The sequence below is a fragment of the Amycolatopsis pigmentata genome (genome assembly GCF_042684065.1).
Taxonomy (GTDB): Bacteria; Actinomycetota; Actinomycetes; order Mycobacteriales; family Pseudonocardiaceae; genus Amycolatopsis_E; species Amycolatopsis_E pigmentata.
On record NZ_JBHUKR010000021.1, the window covers coordinates 26,733 to 42,556 of the forward strand.

At 68.2% G+C, this 15,824-nt stretch carries 15 protein-coding genes; 9 read left to right on the plus strand and 6 right to left on the minus strand.

Annotated features, from left to right (window positions below; all coding sequences use genetic code 11):
- Positions 1-498 precede the first annotated feature (498 nt).
- Positions 499-1,920: an FtsW/RodA/SpoVE family cell cycle protein gene (locus ACFSXZ_RS31465; RefSeq protein WP_378269134.1), complete on the plus strand. Its 1,422-nt coding sequence runs from the start codon at positions 499-501 to the stop codon at positions 1,918-1,920.
- Between the two features lie 101 nt (positions 1,921-2,021).
- The gene (locus ACFSXZ_RS31470) at positions 2,022-2,432 is read left to right on the plus strand and encodes a hypothetical protein (RefSeq protein WP_378269136.1); all 411 of its coding nucleotides are present in this window, start codon (positions 2,022-2,024) and stop codon (positions 2,430-2,432) included.
- Here the strand turns inward: ACFSXZ_RS31470 and ACFSXZ_RS31475 are convergent.
- From ACFSXZ_RS31475 to ACFSXZ_RS31495, 5 genes are all read right to left on the minus strand, one after another.
- Positions 2,426-3,463 (minus strand): MASE1 domain-containing protein, encoded by a 1,038-nt coding sequence (locus tag ACFSXZ_RS31475; protein WP_378269138.1) that lies wholly within the window; start codon positions 3,461-3,463, stop codon positions 2,426-2,428. The genes ACFSXZ_RS31470 and ACFSXZ_RS31475 overlap by 7 nt on opposite strands.
- 289 nt (positions 3,464-3,752) lie before the next feature.
- Positions 3,753-4,919: a beta-1,3-glucanase family protein gene (locus ACFSXZ_RS31480; RefSeq protein WP_378269139.1), complete on the minus strand. Its 1,167-nt coding sequence runs from the start codon at positions 4,917-4,919 to the stop codon at positions 3,753-3,755.
- 21 nt (positions 4,920-4,940) lie between these two features.
- Complete coding sequence (locus tag ACFSXZ_RS31485) at positions 4,941-6,017, minus strand: chitinase (protein WP_378269140.1); 1,077 nt, start codon at positions 6,015-6,017, stop codon at positions 4,941-4,943.
- A 103-nt stretch (positions 6,018-6,120) separates the two neighbouring features.
- Positions 6,121-7,458: a sensor histidine kinase gene (locus ACFSXZ_RS31490; protein WP_378269141.1), complete on the minus strand. Its 1,338-nt coding sequence runs from the start codon at positions 7,456-7,458 to the stop codon at positions 6,121-6,123.
- Between the two features lie 52 nt (positions 7,459-7,510).
- Positions 7,511-7,846: a hypothetical protein gene (locus tag ACFSXZ_RS31495; protein WP_378269142.1), complete on the minus strand. Its 336-nt coding sequence runs from the start codon at positions 7,844-7,846 to the stop codon at positions 7,511-7,513.
- 25 nt (positions 7,847-7,871) lie between these two features.
- Between ACFSXZ_RS31495 and ACFSXZ_RS31500 the strand changes: the two genes are divergently transcribed.
- A complete protein-coding gene (locus tag ACFSXZ_RS31500; RefSeq protein ID WP_378269143.1) occupies positions 7,872-8,066 on the plus strand; it encodes a hypothetical protein in 195 nt (64 codons plus the stop codon).
- Position 8,067: 1 nt separating this feature from the next.
- On the opposite strand, the gene ACFSXZ_RS31505 is transcribed toward ACFSXZ_RS31500, so the two are convergent.
- Positions 8,068-8,754: a response regulator transcription factor gene (locus ACFSXZ_RS31505; RefSeq protein WP_378269145.1), complete on the minus strand. Its 687-nt coding sequence runs from the start codon at positions 8,752-8,754 to the stop codon at positions 8,068-8,070.
- A 363-nt stretch (positions 8,755-9,117) separates the two neighbouring features.
- Between ACFSXZ_RS31505 and ACFSXZ_RS31510 the strand changes: the two genes are divergently transcribed.
- The 6 genes from ACFSXZ_RS31510 to ACFSXZ_RS31535 all read left to right on the plus strand — a co-directional run bounded on the left by ACFSXZ_RS31510 (position 9,118) and on the right by ACFSXZ_RS31535 (position 15,753).
- Entirely contained in the window at positions 9,118-9,549 is a 432-nt protein-coding gene (locus ACFSXZ_RS31510) for a Fur family transcriptional regulator (protein ID WP_378269147.1), read from the plus strand.
- 68 nt (positions 9,550-9,617) lie between these two features.
- Positions 9,618-11,822 (plus strand): catalase/peroxidase HPI, encoded by a 2,205-nt coding sequence (gene katG / locus ACFSXZ_RS31515; protein ID WP_378270063.1) that lies wholly within the window; start codon positions 9,618-9,620, stop codon positions 11,820-11,822.
- A gap of 133 nt (positions 11,823-11,955) precedes the next feature.
- Positions 11,956-13,032 (plus strand): DNA polymerase III subunit beta family protein, encoded by a 1,077-nt coding sequence (locus ACFSXZ_RS31520; RefSeq protein ID WP_378269148.1) that lies wholly within the window; start codon positions 11,956-11,958, stop codon positions 13,030-13,032.
- A 116-nt stretch (positions 13,033-13,148) separates the two neighbouring features.
- On the plus strand, positions 13,149-13,628 hold the full coding sequence (locus ACFSXZ_RS31525; RefSeq protein ID WP_378269149.1) for a hypothetical protein: 480 nt from the start codon (positions 13,149-13,151) through the stop codon (positions 13,626-13,628).
- Between the two features lie 156 nt (positions 13,629-13,784).
- Positions 13,785-15,401, plus strand: coding sequence for an ABC-F family ATP-binding cassette domain-containing protein (locus ACFSXZ_RS31530; protein ID WP_378269151.1), 1,617 nt, complete (start codon positions 13,785-13,787; stop codon positions 15,399-15,401).
- A 16-nt stretch (positions 15,402-15,417) separates the two neighbouring features.
- The gene (locus tag ACFSXZ_RS31535; protein ID WP_378269153.1) at positions 15,418-15,753 is read left to right on the plus strand and encodes a YnfA family protein; all 336 of its coding nucleotides are present in this window, start codon (positions 15,418-15,420) and stop codon (positions 15,751-15,753) included.
- The last annotated feature ends 71 nt before the right edge of the window (positions 15,754-15,824 follow it).

The window sequence follows — 15,824 nt, forward strand, 5'->3', positions numbered from 1 at the left end:
CAGAGAGATCTCCGCCGTGAATCGGCGGAGTGGCACCCGGACAGGTGCTCGCACATGTAATTACCAGCCGTGTTAACCGCGTGTGAAATGAACCCGACCGGCGAGAGGTCTTGTCTCCGGTGCGCCAAATCCCATTTCGACATGTGGTCACAAGGTGCGCAAAATATGCTCCAAAATGACACGAAGATGCCGTCCGGACCCGAACGCGCGGTTTGTCAGGTCGCTCTCGAGATCACAACGAACCTTAACGGAATGTGGGAAAAATTCATCGTTCTCTCATGAAACTGGACGGAGCGTCCCGCCTGTGGTAGGCGCCGCGCGCTCCGGCCGGCAACGCGCCGAGGAGGGTGGCCTTCTCAGGATCTTCACAGTGATAGCCGAGAATGGTGGAACCGCCACGGGGCCGGAATGGGATCAAATCGTACGAATCGGTTGATTCCACTCGGCAGGCGGTCCATTTCCGATGGCATTATCGACTCTTACCCGAGGGTGGACGACGTGAGATTGCTGAGCGGCCCGCCACGCCGGACCGAGTTGGCCTTGCTGGGCTTCGCGCTCGTGGTGATCACGGCCGGGATGGTCCTGACCGACTCGCACGAGCCCGGCGACCTGGTGGGTTCCGGCCTGCTCCTGGTCGTGGTGTTCGCGGTGCTGTGCGGCGCCGCGCACGTGGCCATCCGGTTCTTCGCACCGGACGCCGACCCGTTGCCGTTGCCGTGCGTGGCCCTGCTCAACGGGATCGGCCTGATCATGATCCACCGGATCGACCAGGCCTATGCCTACGACGCGAAACAGGACGGCGAACCCATACCGGGCCAGGACGCGCCGCGGCAACTGATCTGGGTCGCGGTCGCGATCGTCATGTTCGCGCTGGTCCTGTTCAAGGTCCGCGACCACCGCAAACTGTCGAACTACACCTATGTCGCGGGCGTGCTGGGGCTCGGCCTCCTGGTGCTTCCCGGGGTGCTTCCCGCCAGCCTGTCCGAGGTCAACGGCGCCAAACTGTGGCTGCGGCTCGGCCCGTTTTCGCTGCAGCCCGGCGAGTTCTCCAAGATCCTCATCATCGTCTTCGCCAGCGGTTTCCTGGTCGCCAAACACCACCTCTTCGCCAGTGCCGGTAAGCGCTTTCTCGGCATGGAACTGCCCCGCGCGCGAGATCTCGGTCCCCTGCTGGTGACCTGGCTGGCTTCGGTTTCCGTGGTGACCTTCGAGAAGGAACTCGGCGCGGCGCTGCTGTTCTTCGGCGTAGCGCTGTTCATGATCTACATCGCGACCCAGCGGGTCTCGTGGATCCTGGTCGGACTGGCGCTGTTCGTCGTCGGCTGTGTCGCGGCCTACTACCTGTTCGGGCACATCCGGCAGCGGGTTTCGACCTGGGCGGACCCGCTGGGCACCTACGACCGGCCCGGCGGCGGGTATCAGGTGTCCCAGTCGCTGTTCGGGCTCGGCACCGGTGGCCTCACCGGCACCGGTCTCGGCCAGGGCCGCCCCGATCTCGTCCCCTTCTCCAGCACCGACTTCATCAGCGGGGCGATCGGGGAGGAACTCGGCACGGTCGGCCTCCTCGTCATGCTGCTGCTGTATCTGATGGTCACCATGCGCGGGCTGCGCGCCGCGATGCTCGTGGAGGACTCGTACGGCAAGCTCCTCGCCGCGGGGCTGTCCTGTTCGCTGGCCCTCCAGGTCTTCGTCGTCGTCGGCGGGGTCACCGGCCTGATCCCGCTGGCCGGCATGACCATGCCCTTCCTGTCCTACGGCGGTTCGTCCCTGCTCTCGAACTACCTCATCCTCGCGCTCCTGCTCCGCGTGTCCAGTGCGGCGGCGAAGGAGAGCGCACCCCCTCCGCCACCGCCACCGAAAGCGGCGCCGCTACCGCAGGCGTCGACGGTGCTCGTCAACCGTCCTCCCTCCACCTCGTGAGGAAGTAACCGCTCGTGCACCCTCTGATGGCGGTGTCTTGAGGGCCGCTCCGGTGGTGCGATCGAGTGCGATGGTGGTGGCGCCGGGGAAAGGGATCACAGGTGGCGGCGTGGCGGGACCTGATGACGTTCATCCGGCGGGTTTACGAAGTCGTCCGTTTCGAGCCGGACGAGGTGCGCATCCTGGTGCGCTACGGTAGCGACCCCGAGGATCAGGACAGCCGGGTGCAGACGGTCGTCGTGGCCAGGGAGGTGCTCGACGACGGCTCGGAGTGGGTGCAACTGGCCACCCCGTTCGCCGTGGTCGATCAGGTCGACCTGGCGGAGGTGCTGGAGGAGATCGCCACCACCACCGTGGTCGGTGGCGTGGTCATCATGGGCGACTATGTGGTGCTGCGGCATTCGCTGCCCCTGGTCAACCTCGACTACAACGAGTTCAGCGATCCGCTCGAACTGCTCGCCGGTGCGGGTGACGAACTGGAACGGAAGTTCACCGGCCACGATGACTACTGATCGGCGCCTTCACCACCCGTGAGGTAATTCTCCCGCTTCGTCGTGGCGACGGAGTCGCGCGGGAAGCGTTGCGCGATCTCGAGAATGCGGCCGTGGGACAACGGGTCGGCCAGCATGGTCAGGGATTCGGTGAGCTGGGCACACGCCACCTCGATCTCCCGGCGCGCCATATCGCGCTGGGTGGCGATCGTGGCGTGGATCAACGCGGTCAGCGCCACGCACATGTTGAACGCCTGCAGGCCGATCATCGTGTCGGTCAGGTTGAGCACGGCGAAGGCGTCGCTACCGCGGGCGACCGAGAGGATGGCCACGATGCTCGCGGTGAGCGCGGCCAGCAGCGCGCCGGCCTGACGGAAGCGCAGCCCTCCCCAGATCAGGAACGGGAAGGGCAGGAAGAGCAGGTGCACCACGGTGTTCGTGCCGAGGGTGGTGACCGCGAACGTGCCGCCGATCAGCGCCACCGCTTCGGCGGCCCGCACGGGCGAGATCCGTTTCGGCAGGCGCGCGTTTCTCGCGATGAGCAACAGCGGGGCGATGAGGAGCACGCCCATCGCGTCGCCGGTCCACCACACCGACCAGGTGGCCAGGAAGTGGGATCCGGGTACGTCACCGCCGAGAACCAGGGCCGCGGCGCCGATGGTGCTGCTGACCAGCATGCCGGTGAACGCGCCGAGGAAGACCAGCGCCACCGAGTCCTTCAGCCGGGCGAGGTCGCTCCGGAAATCGACCAGGGTGAGGAGCAGATACGCGCACAGCGGCGCGAGGGTGTTCCCCACGCTGATCATCCCGACCGCGAGGGGCGTCGGTCCGAGCGGGATGTTGACCGCCAGTGCGCCCAGCATGATGCCCGGCCACACCCGGACGCCGAACACGAGCAGGGCCGCCAGCGCGACCCCGGTGGGCGGCCACAGCGGCGTCACCTGACCGCCCACCAGAGCGAGTCTGAGGCCCACCAGCGCGCCGAGGTAGTACACGACGGCGACACCGCCGATCCGTACGGCGAGGCCGCGAATTCCGGAAGGCCACGTCACGGATGCGAGAATAGCGGGGATTCGCCGCGAATGCCGTTCCGTGCCGGCATCGGTGTCGGATATTCACGACCGTGCCGGGTATTCGTCCAGGCGCGGACCGGTAATGGTTTCTCTTCGTCTACAAAGGACTACTTAGTGCGACTTTTTGATCAGGGATTGGGCCGCACGGGGGCTCGTCACTCTTCCGCACTACTGTGTCGATCGTTACCAATCCGGTCACAGTCACGGCGGAGATGGCTGTCTACGAGTAGATTGGCCGCGGACCGTCTCCGCCTACTTTTGGGCCGGATTAGTAAAATGGCGTCAGTTCCACCGTGATCGACCGGGGTGCGCTGTCCTGGATGTAGGAGGCGAAACCGGCCACGTCGTCGAACGCGAACCCGTACGCCTTGCCGTCCTGGGTGTTGTCGTGAAGGGCCTTCGCGTAATGGTTGGTCACCGCGTCCCGGTAGAACGTCGCCGGGTCGGCGCCGGGCTGGTTCGCGCTGCTCAGGAGCACGGAGCGGTTGAAGCCGGCGGCCAGCACCGCGGCGACCGGGCCGGTGACGCCGTCGTTCGGGGCGGCGAGCGCGCCGTTGCAGTAGAGCACGTCCGCGGTGCTGGGCTTGCGGAACGGCGCCACCCCGCCGTCGAACGAGAAGAGCCCGCCGGAAACGCGCCCGGTGCGCACCGCGGAACCGACGTTGACGGTCATCGCGGTCGACGAGTACCGGTCCCAGACCTGATTGATCGCCGAATCGAAATAGGTCGCGGGGAACACACCGGTGTCGATGCCGTGTCCGGGCGCGATGACCCGGGTGTCCTCGACGACGAGCGGGGCGAAATCCGGATTGGCCTTGATCGCGGAAAAGATTTTCTCCCGGCCGCCGGGGACGAGCCGTCCGGTGTTCTGTGAGGCGCTTCCGGCCAAACCGATCGCGAGCGGGATGCTGAACATGTCGACCATGGTGGTGTTACAGAACATCCCGGCCGAATTGTGCGTGAACTCGACGAAGTCGTGCACGATCGGAAAGCTCGGGTCGTTGGGTACCCAGCCCGCCGGATACTGCAGGGCGGCGTTGCCGTTCCCGTCGGTGACCACGGGGAATTTCAGCTTGTCCACCACGGAGAAGTAGATCCGGCCGGACATGTTCGCCGGGATGGCCGAGGCGGTGTCGCCGCTGCCGGCCAGGGGAATGATCATGTCGCTCGCGCCGGTGGACGGCGACACCGGGGTCAGCGTGCCGTCCGCGGTGGCGAACGCCTGCTTGCCGGTGGACAGATCGGTGCCCACGATGGCGTAGGAGATCTGCGCGTTGGAATAGCGGCCCGTGTTGTTGACGATGGTCAGCGGCAGGCCGTTGGTCGCGGCGCTCGCCCCCTTGCCCGAGGTTTGCGCGGCCATCAGCGCGGCGCCGAACGGGGCGCCGACCAGTCCGGCCGCCAGTCCTTTGAGGACGGTCCTGCGGTTTGCCATGATTCCTCCTTCTCTTGTCGCTCAGAAGGTGCCGAATGCTTTGGTGAAGTCGAAGTCCTGCTGGTCGATGCTGCTGCAGGTCGGCTGCGCGGAACCGGTCGAGCCGCCGGGGCACGCCTTGTCGCGGGTGGCCGACCACATCGACAGCCCGGCGAGCGACTTGCTCGTCGCGAAGTCCACGAGCTGCTTGGCGTCGGCGAGCGTGAACACCTCGGTCGAGGTGTCGTTGACGCCGATCATCGGCGTGACCGCCACGTGCTGCCAGGCATCGCTGTCGGAGAGCCCGAGCGCGTCCTTGACCTGTGACTGCGTCGCGGTGGCGGCGTCGATGGCGAACTGGCCCATCTTGCCACTGGGATTGGGCGCCGCACCGTCGCCGTAGTCCATGGCCATGACGTTCACCGCGGACACGTCCACCCCGTTGCTCTTCGCGTTCCGCAGGAAGTTCACGCCGTCCTGGGTGAGCCCGCTGGGGAGCACGGGCAGCGTGAAGGAGACGTCCAGCGGCTTGCCCGCGGCCGCGGCCTTCTGCTGGAGTTTGGCGATGGCCTGGGCACGACGGGTGTTGGCGTCGGCGTTGGGCAGGGCGCTGCCCTCGACGTCGAAGTCCACTTTGGTCAAACCGTAGGTGTCGATCGCCTTCCCGTACGCGCCGGCGAGGCTGTCGGCGTCCTGGCAGGCCAGCGCCAGTTCGATACCGGCGGCGCCGCCGAAGGACGCCCGCACGTCACCGCCGAGGCCACGCAACTGCGCTATCTGGCCCGGCACGCCGTCGTTGTTGAGATCGCTGACGCCACCCCACTTCGGCGTGCACCCGCCGCCGGAGACGATGAACGCGAGGGTGAAGTTCTTGACGCCCGTGCTCTGCGCGGTCGAGACGAGATCGAAGGGCGGATACAACGAAGTGTCCACATAGGGCGCGAAGCGACCGGACCCGGTGGCCGCCGGGGCCGTGGCCGCCTGATGCACGCCTTCGGCCGAGGAGGTTCCCGGCAGCGCGGCGGCCACCGAGATCACTCCGGCGATCACGATCACGGCGGCGGCCGCGCCGGAGATGGCGCGGACGCTGGGACGGCGGTGTCTGCCTTTGTACGACATGGTCCAGACCTCCTGGGGTATTTGTCGGCGCGCAGAACATTAGGAGCGCGCCTCACCCGCTGGACCGGCCTTGAGACAGCGTAGAAACTCACTTAAGGAAGGCTTAAGGTTCGGGCGCGGAGAACACGGAAAGCATTGTCCGCAAATGGATGGTGACCTCGGCACCGCCGGACCGTGACCGCGCCACGGTCACCTCACCGCCGGTCGATTCGGCGACGCGCCGCGCGATGTCGAGGCCGAGACCGGTGGATCCCGCGCCCCCGCTTCCGGTGCCCCGGTCCAACGCGGCGGTAGGGTCGTCGAAGCCGGAACCCTCGTCGGAGACCCGGATCCGCACGGCCTGATCCGTGCTCCGGACGTCGATGGTGAAGCCCGCGCCCTCCGCGGTGTGCCGGAACACGTTGCCCAGCACCGCATCCAGGGCCAGCGCCAGTTCGTTCCGCGAAACCGGCACCAGACTGGCCCGCCGGACGCCGTAGAGCCGCCAGTTGCGGCCCTGGTCCTCGGCCAGCGCCGACCAGAAGCCGGCCCGTTCCCGCACCACTTCCGCCGGATCGCAGCCGAGCACGACGGTCTGGTCGGCGCCACGGCTGCGCGCCGCCCGGATGATCTGGTCGACCTCGCGTTCCAGTTGCTCGACCGCGTGCCGGGTCCGCTCGGCGGCGTCGGTGTCCCCCAAGCCGGCCGTGTTGAGCCGCAAAGCGGTCAGCGGTGTCCGCAGCCGGTGGGACAGATCCGCGGCCAGTTCGCGTTCCGCCGCCAGCAGTCGCTGGATCTTCTCGGCCATCCCGTTGAACGCGGCGGCGGCTTCCCGGAGTTCGGGCGGTGCTTCCGGATCGCGCACCGGCGCACGCGCGTCGAGATCACCCGTGCCCAGATCACGGGCGGCGGCGGCCAATCCTCGCGTGGTACGGACGATCCGGCTGCCCAGGCGGTCGGCGACCAGCACCGAGAGCAGCACCAGGGTGACGGCGACGCCGCCGAGGATCAGCCACGCGGTGACCACGCCCCGCCCGAAGGCCGATCCGGGGATGAACACCTCGATCATCGCGACCCGGCCGCCCTCCATGGCGACCGGTTGCAGGAGCACGGATCCCTCCGCCACGGCGACCACTGAGGACCGACCGGCCCGGATCGCCTCGCTCAACTGCGCCGGTGCGGCACGGGCGGGACCGATGCTGGTCCAGTCGTCTCCGGCGAGGGGAAGGCGCACCGCGGCCGTGCCGTCGGTCCCGGCACGGGTGCTGGCCAACGCCTTTTCCAGCGCGGCGCGGTCGGTGGTGATGGCCAGGGCCGGAACCAGTTCGGCGGCCTGCCGTTCGGCCGCGGCATGCACCCCCTTGTCGGCCGTCGCCTGGACGAGCAATCCCAGTGGTACCAGGAAGGCCAGGGCCACCATGCTGGTCACCGCGAGGGCGACGCCGATCAGCGCACGTCTCACGAGACGGCCGGCGTTTCCCCGCCGGAGAAGGAAAGCTCGAACAAGACCACTCTCACAGCGCGCTACCGTAGGCCATCCGCACGTTCACGGCGATGGCATCATGAACACCGATGAAGCGAATCCTGCTCCACGTGTCCGCCTGGGTCGTGGCGACCGCGGCCGCCACCGGGGTGTCCTGGCTCGGGGTGCACAGCGTGCTCGCGGCCGATTCCTTCGGCTTGCCGCAACCGGTGATTCCCGTTCCCCGGCCCACGACCTCGGCACCGCCCCCGCCGTCGACGACCACCGTGCCGGAGACGACCACACGCACCACCACGCCGCAAAGCACCGCGGCCACTTCCCGATCGGCCTCCGATTCGCCTTCCGCGCCCGCCACGACCAGCAGCACGACCGGATCCGCACGCGGTTTCCCGTTGACCGGTGGGCAGGTCGTGCTGGAACTCGGGGACACTTGGGCCCGTCTGATCTCCGCCACCCCGAATCCCGGGTGGACCATGCAGAACTGGCAGGCCGACGGGTGGCTGCGCGTCGATTTCAGCAATGGCACGACCACCTCGTCGTGCTTCGTGACCTGGAACGGACATCCGCCACAGGTCCAGACCACATAGCTCAGGACGGTTCGGGCGCCTGCAGCTTCACGCCCACCCCACGCACCGTGTGCAGATATCGTGGCCGGGCCGCGGTTTCGCCCATCTTCCGCCGTAGCCAGGACAGGTGCACGTCGATCGTCTGGTCACCGCCGTAGGCCTGCTGCCACACCGTGGCCAGCAACTCCTTCTTCCCCACGACCTGCCCGGGCCGCGTCATCAGATAGGCGAGCAGATCGAATTCCCGGCGGGTGAGGTCCAGGCGGATTCCGTCCAGTTCGGCCTCACGACGCCGCGGATCGACGCGAAGGCCTCCGACGCGCAGCGCGTCCGGCTCGTCCGGCGAACCGGCGACGCGCCGCAGCACCGCGGTGACCCTGGCCGTCAGGTGCTCGGGCGAAAACGGTTTCACCAGGTAGTCGTCGGCCCCGATGTGCAGCAGCCGCACGATCCCGGGTTCGTCGTCCCGCGCGCTCGCGACGATCACCGGAACGTCACTGACCCCGCGGATCATCCGCAACGCCTCGACCCCGTCGAGGTCGGGCAGGCCGAGGTCGAGGACCACGATGTCACAGCCGACCTTCGTCACCTCGCGGAGGGCAGGCAGTGCGGCGTCGACACTACGGACCGCGTGGCCCGCCGCCGAAAGATGCCGAACCAGCCCGGCTCTGACGGCTGGATCGTCTTCCACCACCAACACCGTTGCCACAACCGGCCACGTTACCAATCCGACCGAAAGTAGGCGGTACGTTCCGAGCCGATCTGCTCGTAGGCGACCCTTCCGCCGTGGCTGCCGTCGGATTGGTAACGAACGGCACAGCACCTCGCCATGTGATCGGTCTCGCGTACGTGACCGGCCGCCGGTGCCCGTCCGGTCCCGATATCGTGCCCTGGCAACCGATCGACGCTTCCGGCCGCCGTGACCTCGCCGGCGGTTCCGTCCACAGTGGAGCGTCAGGCCGGCCGGTGACGACGCGTGAGGTCGGCTACACTTGGTAGTGGAGTAACCCGCATGAGTGAGGAACGGCCTTCGATTCTTGATTGAATCCAGAAATTCGGGCAGACTCGCGATGTGCCCACGACATCGGACTTCGAGCGCATGTTGCGCGGGGCGGAGCTGCGCGTGACGCGCCCTCGGGTCGCGGTGCTGGCCGCCGTGCACGGCCGTCCACACGCCGACACGGAGTCGCTCATCGGTGCCGTGCGCGCGGATCTTGGCGAAGTCTCCCATCAAGCGGTCTACGACGTACTGCGGGCGTTGACCAACGCGGGCCTGTTGCGGCGCATCCAGCCGCCGGGTTCCGTCGCCCGCTACGAGGCCAGGGTGGGGGACAACCACCATCACGTCGTGTGCCGGTCCTGTGGTGTCATCGCCGATGTCGACTGCGCCGTCGGCGACACCCCCTGCTTGACCGCCTCCGACGATCACGGCTTCACCATCGACGAAGCCGAGGTCATCTACTGGGGCCTGTGCCCCGACTGTTCGGTCGCGGTCAGTTCCTGAGCACAACACAACCCTGCAAACCCGGAAGGATTCCCGTGTCTGAAAAGCCTGACGCCGTTGTTGGTGAGATGAACGAGGAGAGCGCAGGCGGGTGCCCGGTCTCGACCGGTCGCTTCAGCCACCCGACCGAGGGTGGGAGCAACCGTGACTGGTGGCCGAACCAGCTCAACCTGGCCATTCTCCGGAAGCACTCCCCGGTGGCCGACCCGATGGACGCCGACTTCGACTACGCCAAGGAATTCCAGACCCTGGACCTCGACGCGCTGGCAAGCGACGTCGACCAGGTGCTGACGACCTCGCAGGAATGGTGGCCCGCCGACTTCGGCCACTACGGACCGTTCATCATCCGGATGGCCTGGCACAGCGCGGGCACCTACCGGATCGACGACGGCCGCGGCGGCGCGGGTGCGGGCATGCAGCGCTTCGCGCCGCTGAACAGCTGGCCCGACAACGCGAACCTCGACAAGGCGCGCCGCCTGCTCTGGCCGGTGAAGAAGAAGTACGGCCGCAAGATCTCGTGGGCCGACCTGATGATCTTCGCGGGCAACCGCGCGCTGGAGACGATGGGCTTCAAGACCTTCGGCTTCGCCGGTGGCCGGGCGGATGTCTGGGAGCCGGACGAGGACGTCTACTGGGGCCCCGAGCGCACCTGGCTCGGCGACGAGCGCTACACCGGTAACCGGCAGCTGGAGGCACCGCTGGCCGCGGTGCAGATGGGCCTGATCTACGTCAACCCGGAGGGCCCGAACGGCAACCCCGACCCGCTCGCCTCGGCCAGGGACATCCGCGAGACGTTCCGGCGCATGGCGATGAACGACGAGGAGACGGTCGCGCTGATCGCGGGCGGGCACTCGTTCGGCAAGACCCACGGCGCGGCCGACGCGGACGCCTACGTCGGCGCCGAGCCCGAGGGCGCTCCCCTCGAAATGCAGGGCCTGGGCTGGAAGAACAGCTTCGGCACCGGCAAGGGTGGCGACACCATCACCAGCGGGCTCGAGGGCACCTGGACGCCCACCCCGATCCAGTGGGACAACGGCTACTTCGAGACGCTGTTCGCCTACGAGTGGGAGAAGGTCAAGAGCCCGGCCGGTGCGTGGCAGTGGCGGCCGAAGGACGGCGCCGGGGCCGGTACCGTGCCGGACGCCCACGACCCTTCGCGGACGCACCAGCCGACGATGCTGACCGCGGACCTCGCGCTGCGGTTCGACCCGATCTACGAGCCCATCTCGCGGCGCTTCGCGGAGAACCCGGCCGAGTTCGCGGACGCGTTCGCGCGGGCGTGGTTCAAGCTGACGCACCGCGACATGGGCCCGGTCCAGCGCTACCTCGGCCCGCTGGTCCCGCAGGAGACGCTGATCTGGCAGGACCCGGTTCCCGCCGTGGACCACGAGCTGATCGGCGCTGCGGAGATCGCGAGCCTCAAGGAGCAGATCCTCGCTTCCGGGCTGTCGGTGGCCGACCTCGTCTCGACCGCTTGGGCGTCGGCTTCGACGTTCCGCGGCAGTGACAAGCGCGGCGGCGCGAACGGTGCGCGCATCCGCCTCGCGCCCCAGCGCGAGTGGGAGGTCAACAACCCGGAGACGCTCGCGACCGTGCTGCGGACGCTGGAGGGAATCCAGGCGTCCTTCAACAGCTCGCAGACCGGTGGCAAGAAGGTCTCGCTCGCCGACCTGATCGTCCTCGGCGGATGCGCCGCCGTGGAGCGCGCCGCGAAGGACGCCGGTCACGACGTGGAGGTCCCCTTCACACCGGGCCGTACGGACGCGACGCAGGAGCAGACCGACGTGGAGTCCTTCGCTCCGCTGGAGCCGGTCGCGGACGGCTTCCGTAACTACCGCGGCAAGGGCAACCGGCTGCCGTCGGAGTACCTGCTGATCGACCGCGCGAACCTGCTGAACCTGAGCGCGCCCGAGATGACCGTCCTGGTGGGCGGCCTGCGGGTGCTCGGCGCGAACCACCAGCAGTCTTCGGTCGGTGTCCTGACCTCGACGCCCGGCTCGCTGACCAACGACTTCTTCGTCAACCTGCTCGACATGGGAATCGAATGGAAGCCGGTCTCCGAAGACGCCGAGACGTTCGAGGCCCACGACGTCGCCACCGGTGACGTCAAGTGGACCGGCAGCCGGGTCGACCTGGTCTTCGGCTCGAACTCCGAGCTGCGTGCCCTCGCCGAGGTCTACGCGAGCGACGACGCGCGGGAGAAGTTCGTCCGCGACTTCGTGGCCGCGTGGGACAAGGTCATGAACCTCGACCGGTTCGACCTCGTCGCCTGACCCCCGCCCCGGGCCGACCACCCGCCGGCCGGCCCGGGTTTTTATGGGAGCAAGGAGTGTTTACTACGAATAGTCCGTAGTAAACACTCCTTGCTCCGCATCGGGGGTCTCCCGGGGTTGACCTTCAGGTGGCTTGAAGCTTGAAGATGGGCGGGTGCCCGACCCCGAACTCCTCACCATCGGCGCTTTCGCCCGCGCCGCCCGACTGACCGCCAGCGCACTGCGGTTCTACGCGGATTCGGGCCTGCTGCGGCCGGCGAGGGTGGACGGGACCTCCGGGTACCGCTACTACGCGCGGGATCAGGTCGGCCGTGCGGTGACGATCCGCCGTCTGCGCGAGATCGACATGCCCCTGGAACGGATCGCCGAGGTCCTCGATTCCGGCCCGGCCGAAGCCGTTCGGCTCATCGACGACCACGTGGCGGACCTCGCGCATCGCGCGCACCAAGCACGTGAGACGGCCGCCGCGGTCAAGGCCGCGCTGGGCTCGTCGCCGCGATCGCGCTCCGTGCGGGTGAACGGATCGGTGTTCACGGCCGCGGCCGAACAGGTTCTCACCGCGACGATTCACGAGCCGGACCTTCCCGTGCTCAACGGCGTGCACATCGAAGTGTCCGCCGGTGAAGTCGTGCTCACCGCGACCGATCGGTACCGGCTGGCGACCCGCACCCTGGTCCGGAGCCCGGGTGACGACGTGACCTGGTCGGCGACGGCCGACGCCGACGAACTCCGGCTCGCGATGCCGTGGACCCGTCGCCGGCACGACCTGCTGATGAGCGTCCGGACCGGAAGCATCTCTTTCCGCGGCGACGGCACCACTCGCGAGTGCCGGACGCTGGCGGAACCCTTCCCGGATTACCGGCTGATGCTCGCCTCCCTGCCCGAAACCCGCACTCGGGTCCTGATCTCCCGCAACGCGCTGTTACGGGCTCTCGAAGAACAACACGATCAGCGGGTTCGGCTTCACATACGCGACAGCGCGCTGACCGTGTCGTCGAAGGGAAGGCCGGTCACCGCCGTCGTCACGGGCCCGGCGCTCGGGATCGAGTTCGCCGTCTCCACCCTGCACCCGGCGATCAGTTCGGCGGTCGGCCCGGACGTGATGCTCGAGCTCGCGGGAAACGACCAGCCCGTCGTCGTCCGCTCCGCCGACGACGGCGACTTCACGACCCTGGCAATGCCCGTTTCACCGGAAGGACCCGCACGATGACCCCGGATCCCGTTACCAATCCGACCGAAAGTAGGCGGATACGGGTCCGCAGCCGACTGCTGGGATCGATCCGTTTCCGCCGTGGCTGCCGTCGGATTGGTAACGAACGGCACAGCATGGCCGACATCACCGCCGCCGTCACCCTCGGCCGCGCGGGAGAGACCGACACCGCGCGCCTCCTGCTCGGAGAGTTGTGGGAGCGGATCGGCCCGGTGGGAGACGCGCTTCACCGTTGTACTCTCGCCCACTACCTCGCCGACCTCTACGACGATCCGGCGGAGGCCCTCGTCTGGGATGTCCGCGCGCTCGACGCCGCGAAAGCGCTTACCGACGACCGGGCTCAGCGCTATCACGACAGCCTGCGCGTCGCCGGCTTCTTTCCCTCGCTGCACCTCAATCTCGCCGACGACTTCCGCAGGCTCGGATCGTTCACGGTGGCGCGAGACCACCTCACCGCCGCCCGCGACCAGGAACACACTCTCGGAAACGACGAGTACGGCGCGCTGATCCGGCAGGCGATCAGCGAGGTCGAGGAAGCGATCGAGCGGCGATCGACCACCCGCCGCGCGACCGCGCCCGGGCCGGGCGGCCGCTGAATCCTGCTAGCATGCGGGGACAGACCCCGACACAGGGAGTTCGACATGGCAGGTGAAGACGACATCTCCGGGTGAGCCCCGGATTCGCCCCCGGCGCAGGACGCCGTCGTGGGCCCTGTCGTCCTTTCACCCTTCCCGTCTGTCGAGGTTTCGTCGATGTCGTGCGTTGTCTGTTCGAACCTGTCTTTTTCCTGGCCGGACGCCACCGAGGTGTTCCGGGATCTGTCGTTCACCGTGCCCTCCGGGCGCACCGGACTGGTCGCGCCGAACGGGGCGGGAAAGAGCACGCTGCTCAAACTGATCGCCGGTGAGCTACGCCCCGGCGCTGGGACCGTTTCCGCCGGCGGAGTTCTGGGGTATCTGCCGCAGAACCTGCCCCTGACCGGGGATCTGACGGTGGCCGAGGTGCTCGGGATAGCCCCGGTGCTCGCGGCGATCGAGGCAGTCGAGTCCGGGGACGTGGGGGAGGAGCACTTCACCACGATCGGATCCGATTGGGACATCGAGGAACGCACGCACGCGCAACTCGAACGGCTCGGGCTCGGCGGATTCGGATTCACTCGACGACTCGACACGCTCAGCGGCGGGCAGGTCGTCTCACTCGGGTTGGCGGCGCAGTTGCTGAAGCGGCCCGATGTCCTGTTGCTGGACGAGCCGACCAACAACCTGGACCTCGACGCGCGTCACAAGCTCTACACCGTGCTCGACGACTGGCCGGGCTGTCTGCTGCTGGTCAGTCACGATCGGGCCTTGCTGGACCGCATGGACCGCATCGCCGAACTCGGCCGTGGTGAGATCCGCTTCCACGGCGGGAACTTCACGGACTACGAACAGACCGTCCAGGCGGAGCGCGAAGTGGCGGAGAAGAACGTCCGCGATGCCGAGCAGGAGGTCAAGCGGGAGAAACGGGAGATGCAGCAGGCCCGCGAGCGCGCGCAGCGGCGGGCGGGCAACGCCGCGCGAAACCTGGGCAGCGCCGGGCTGCCCAAGATCGTCGCCGGTGGCATGAAGCGCGGCGCGCAGGAGTCGGCGGGCCGGGCGAACGAGACGCACGCCGCCCGGGTCGGTGCGGCGAAGGCACGCCTGGACGACGCCGAACGAGCCCTGCGCGACGACCGGACGATCACCGTGGAGCTTCCCGGAACCACCGTTCCCGCCGGGCGCACGGTCCTCGTCGCCGAGGGGCTGCGGCTCGGGCACGGTGACCGCGCGCTGTTCGCCGGAGACGGCGTCGACCTGACGATCCGCGGCCCGGAGCGGATCGCCCTGACCGGGTCCAACGGCGCCGGCAAGTCCACGTTGCTGCGCATCCTCAACGGTGACCTCAGGCCGGACGACGGCCGGATCACCCGCAACACCGGCCGCACCGCCTACCTGTCACAGCGACTCGACCTGCTCGACCCGGCCCGCACCGTGGCGGACAACTTCGCCGCGTTCGCGCCCGCGCTGCCCCCGTCGCAGCGGAGGACCCTGCTGGCCCGGTTCCTGTTCCGTGGCTCGCGAGCGCAGCTGCCCGTCGGCGCGCTGTCCGGTGGCGAGTTGTTGCGCGCGACCCTCGCGTGCGTCCTGTTCGCCGAGCCCGCGCCCCAGCTCCTGTTGCTGGACGAGCCGACCAACAATCTGGATCTGGTCAGCGTCGCCCAGGTGGAGAGCGCGCTGAACGCCTACCACGGTGCCTTCGTGGTGGTCAGCCACGACGAATCGTTCCTCACCGCCGTCAACGTCGGCCGCCGCCTCCGGCTCGCCGGCGGGCGGCTGGCGGAAATCACCTGAACCCGGAAGGCCGCCCGTGCTCGTCGTTCGTTCGATCGCCCTGTTCGTCCTCGCCGCGCTGTGTGAGATCGGGGGTGCCTGGCTCGTCTGGCAGGGCGTCCGCGAACACCGAGGCCTGATCTTCGCCGGGGCCGGGGTTCTCGCGCTCGGGGTCTACGGCTTCGTCGCGACGCTCCAGCCCGACGCCCACTTCGGCCGCATCCTGGCCGCCTACGGTGGCGTGTTCGTGGCCGGTTCGCTGCTCTGGGGCGTCGTCGCGGACGGGTTCCGGCCCGACCGCTACGACCTCATCGGCGCCGGGATCTGCCTGCTCGGCGTCGTCGTCATCATGTACGCGCCCCGGGGCGCCTGAGGCCTCTGAACTGGAGCAAGGAGTGTTTACTACGGATAGTCCCTAGTAAACACTCCTTGCTTCCAAAACGG

Coding starts and splice junctions, on each gene's coding strand:
- ACFSXZ_RS31480 (WP_378269139.1), bottom strand. CDS start 4,919: ATGGCAAACCGCAGGACCGTCCTCAAAGGACTGGCGGCCGGACTGGTC.
- ACFSXZ_RS31485 (WP_378269140.1), bottom strand. CDS start 6,017: ATGTCGTACAAAGGCAGACACCGCCGTCCCAGCGTCCGCGCCATCTCC.
- katG (WP_378270063.1), top strand. CDS start 9,618: ATGAACGAGGAGAGCGCAGGCGGGTGCCCGGTCTCGACCGGTCGCTTC.
- ACFSXZ_RS31525 (WP_378269149.1), top strand. CDS start 13,149: ATGGCCGACATCACCGCCGCCGTCACCCTCGGCCGCGCGGGAGAGACC.
- ACFSXZ_RS31530 (WP_378269151.1), top strand. CDS start 13,785: ATGTCGTGCGTTGTCTGTTCGAACCTGTCTTTTTCCTGGCCGGACGCC.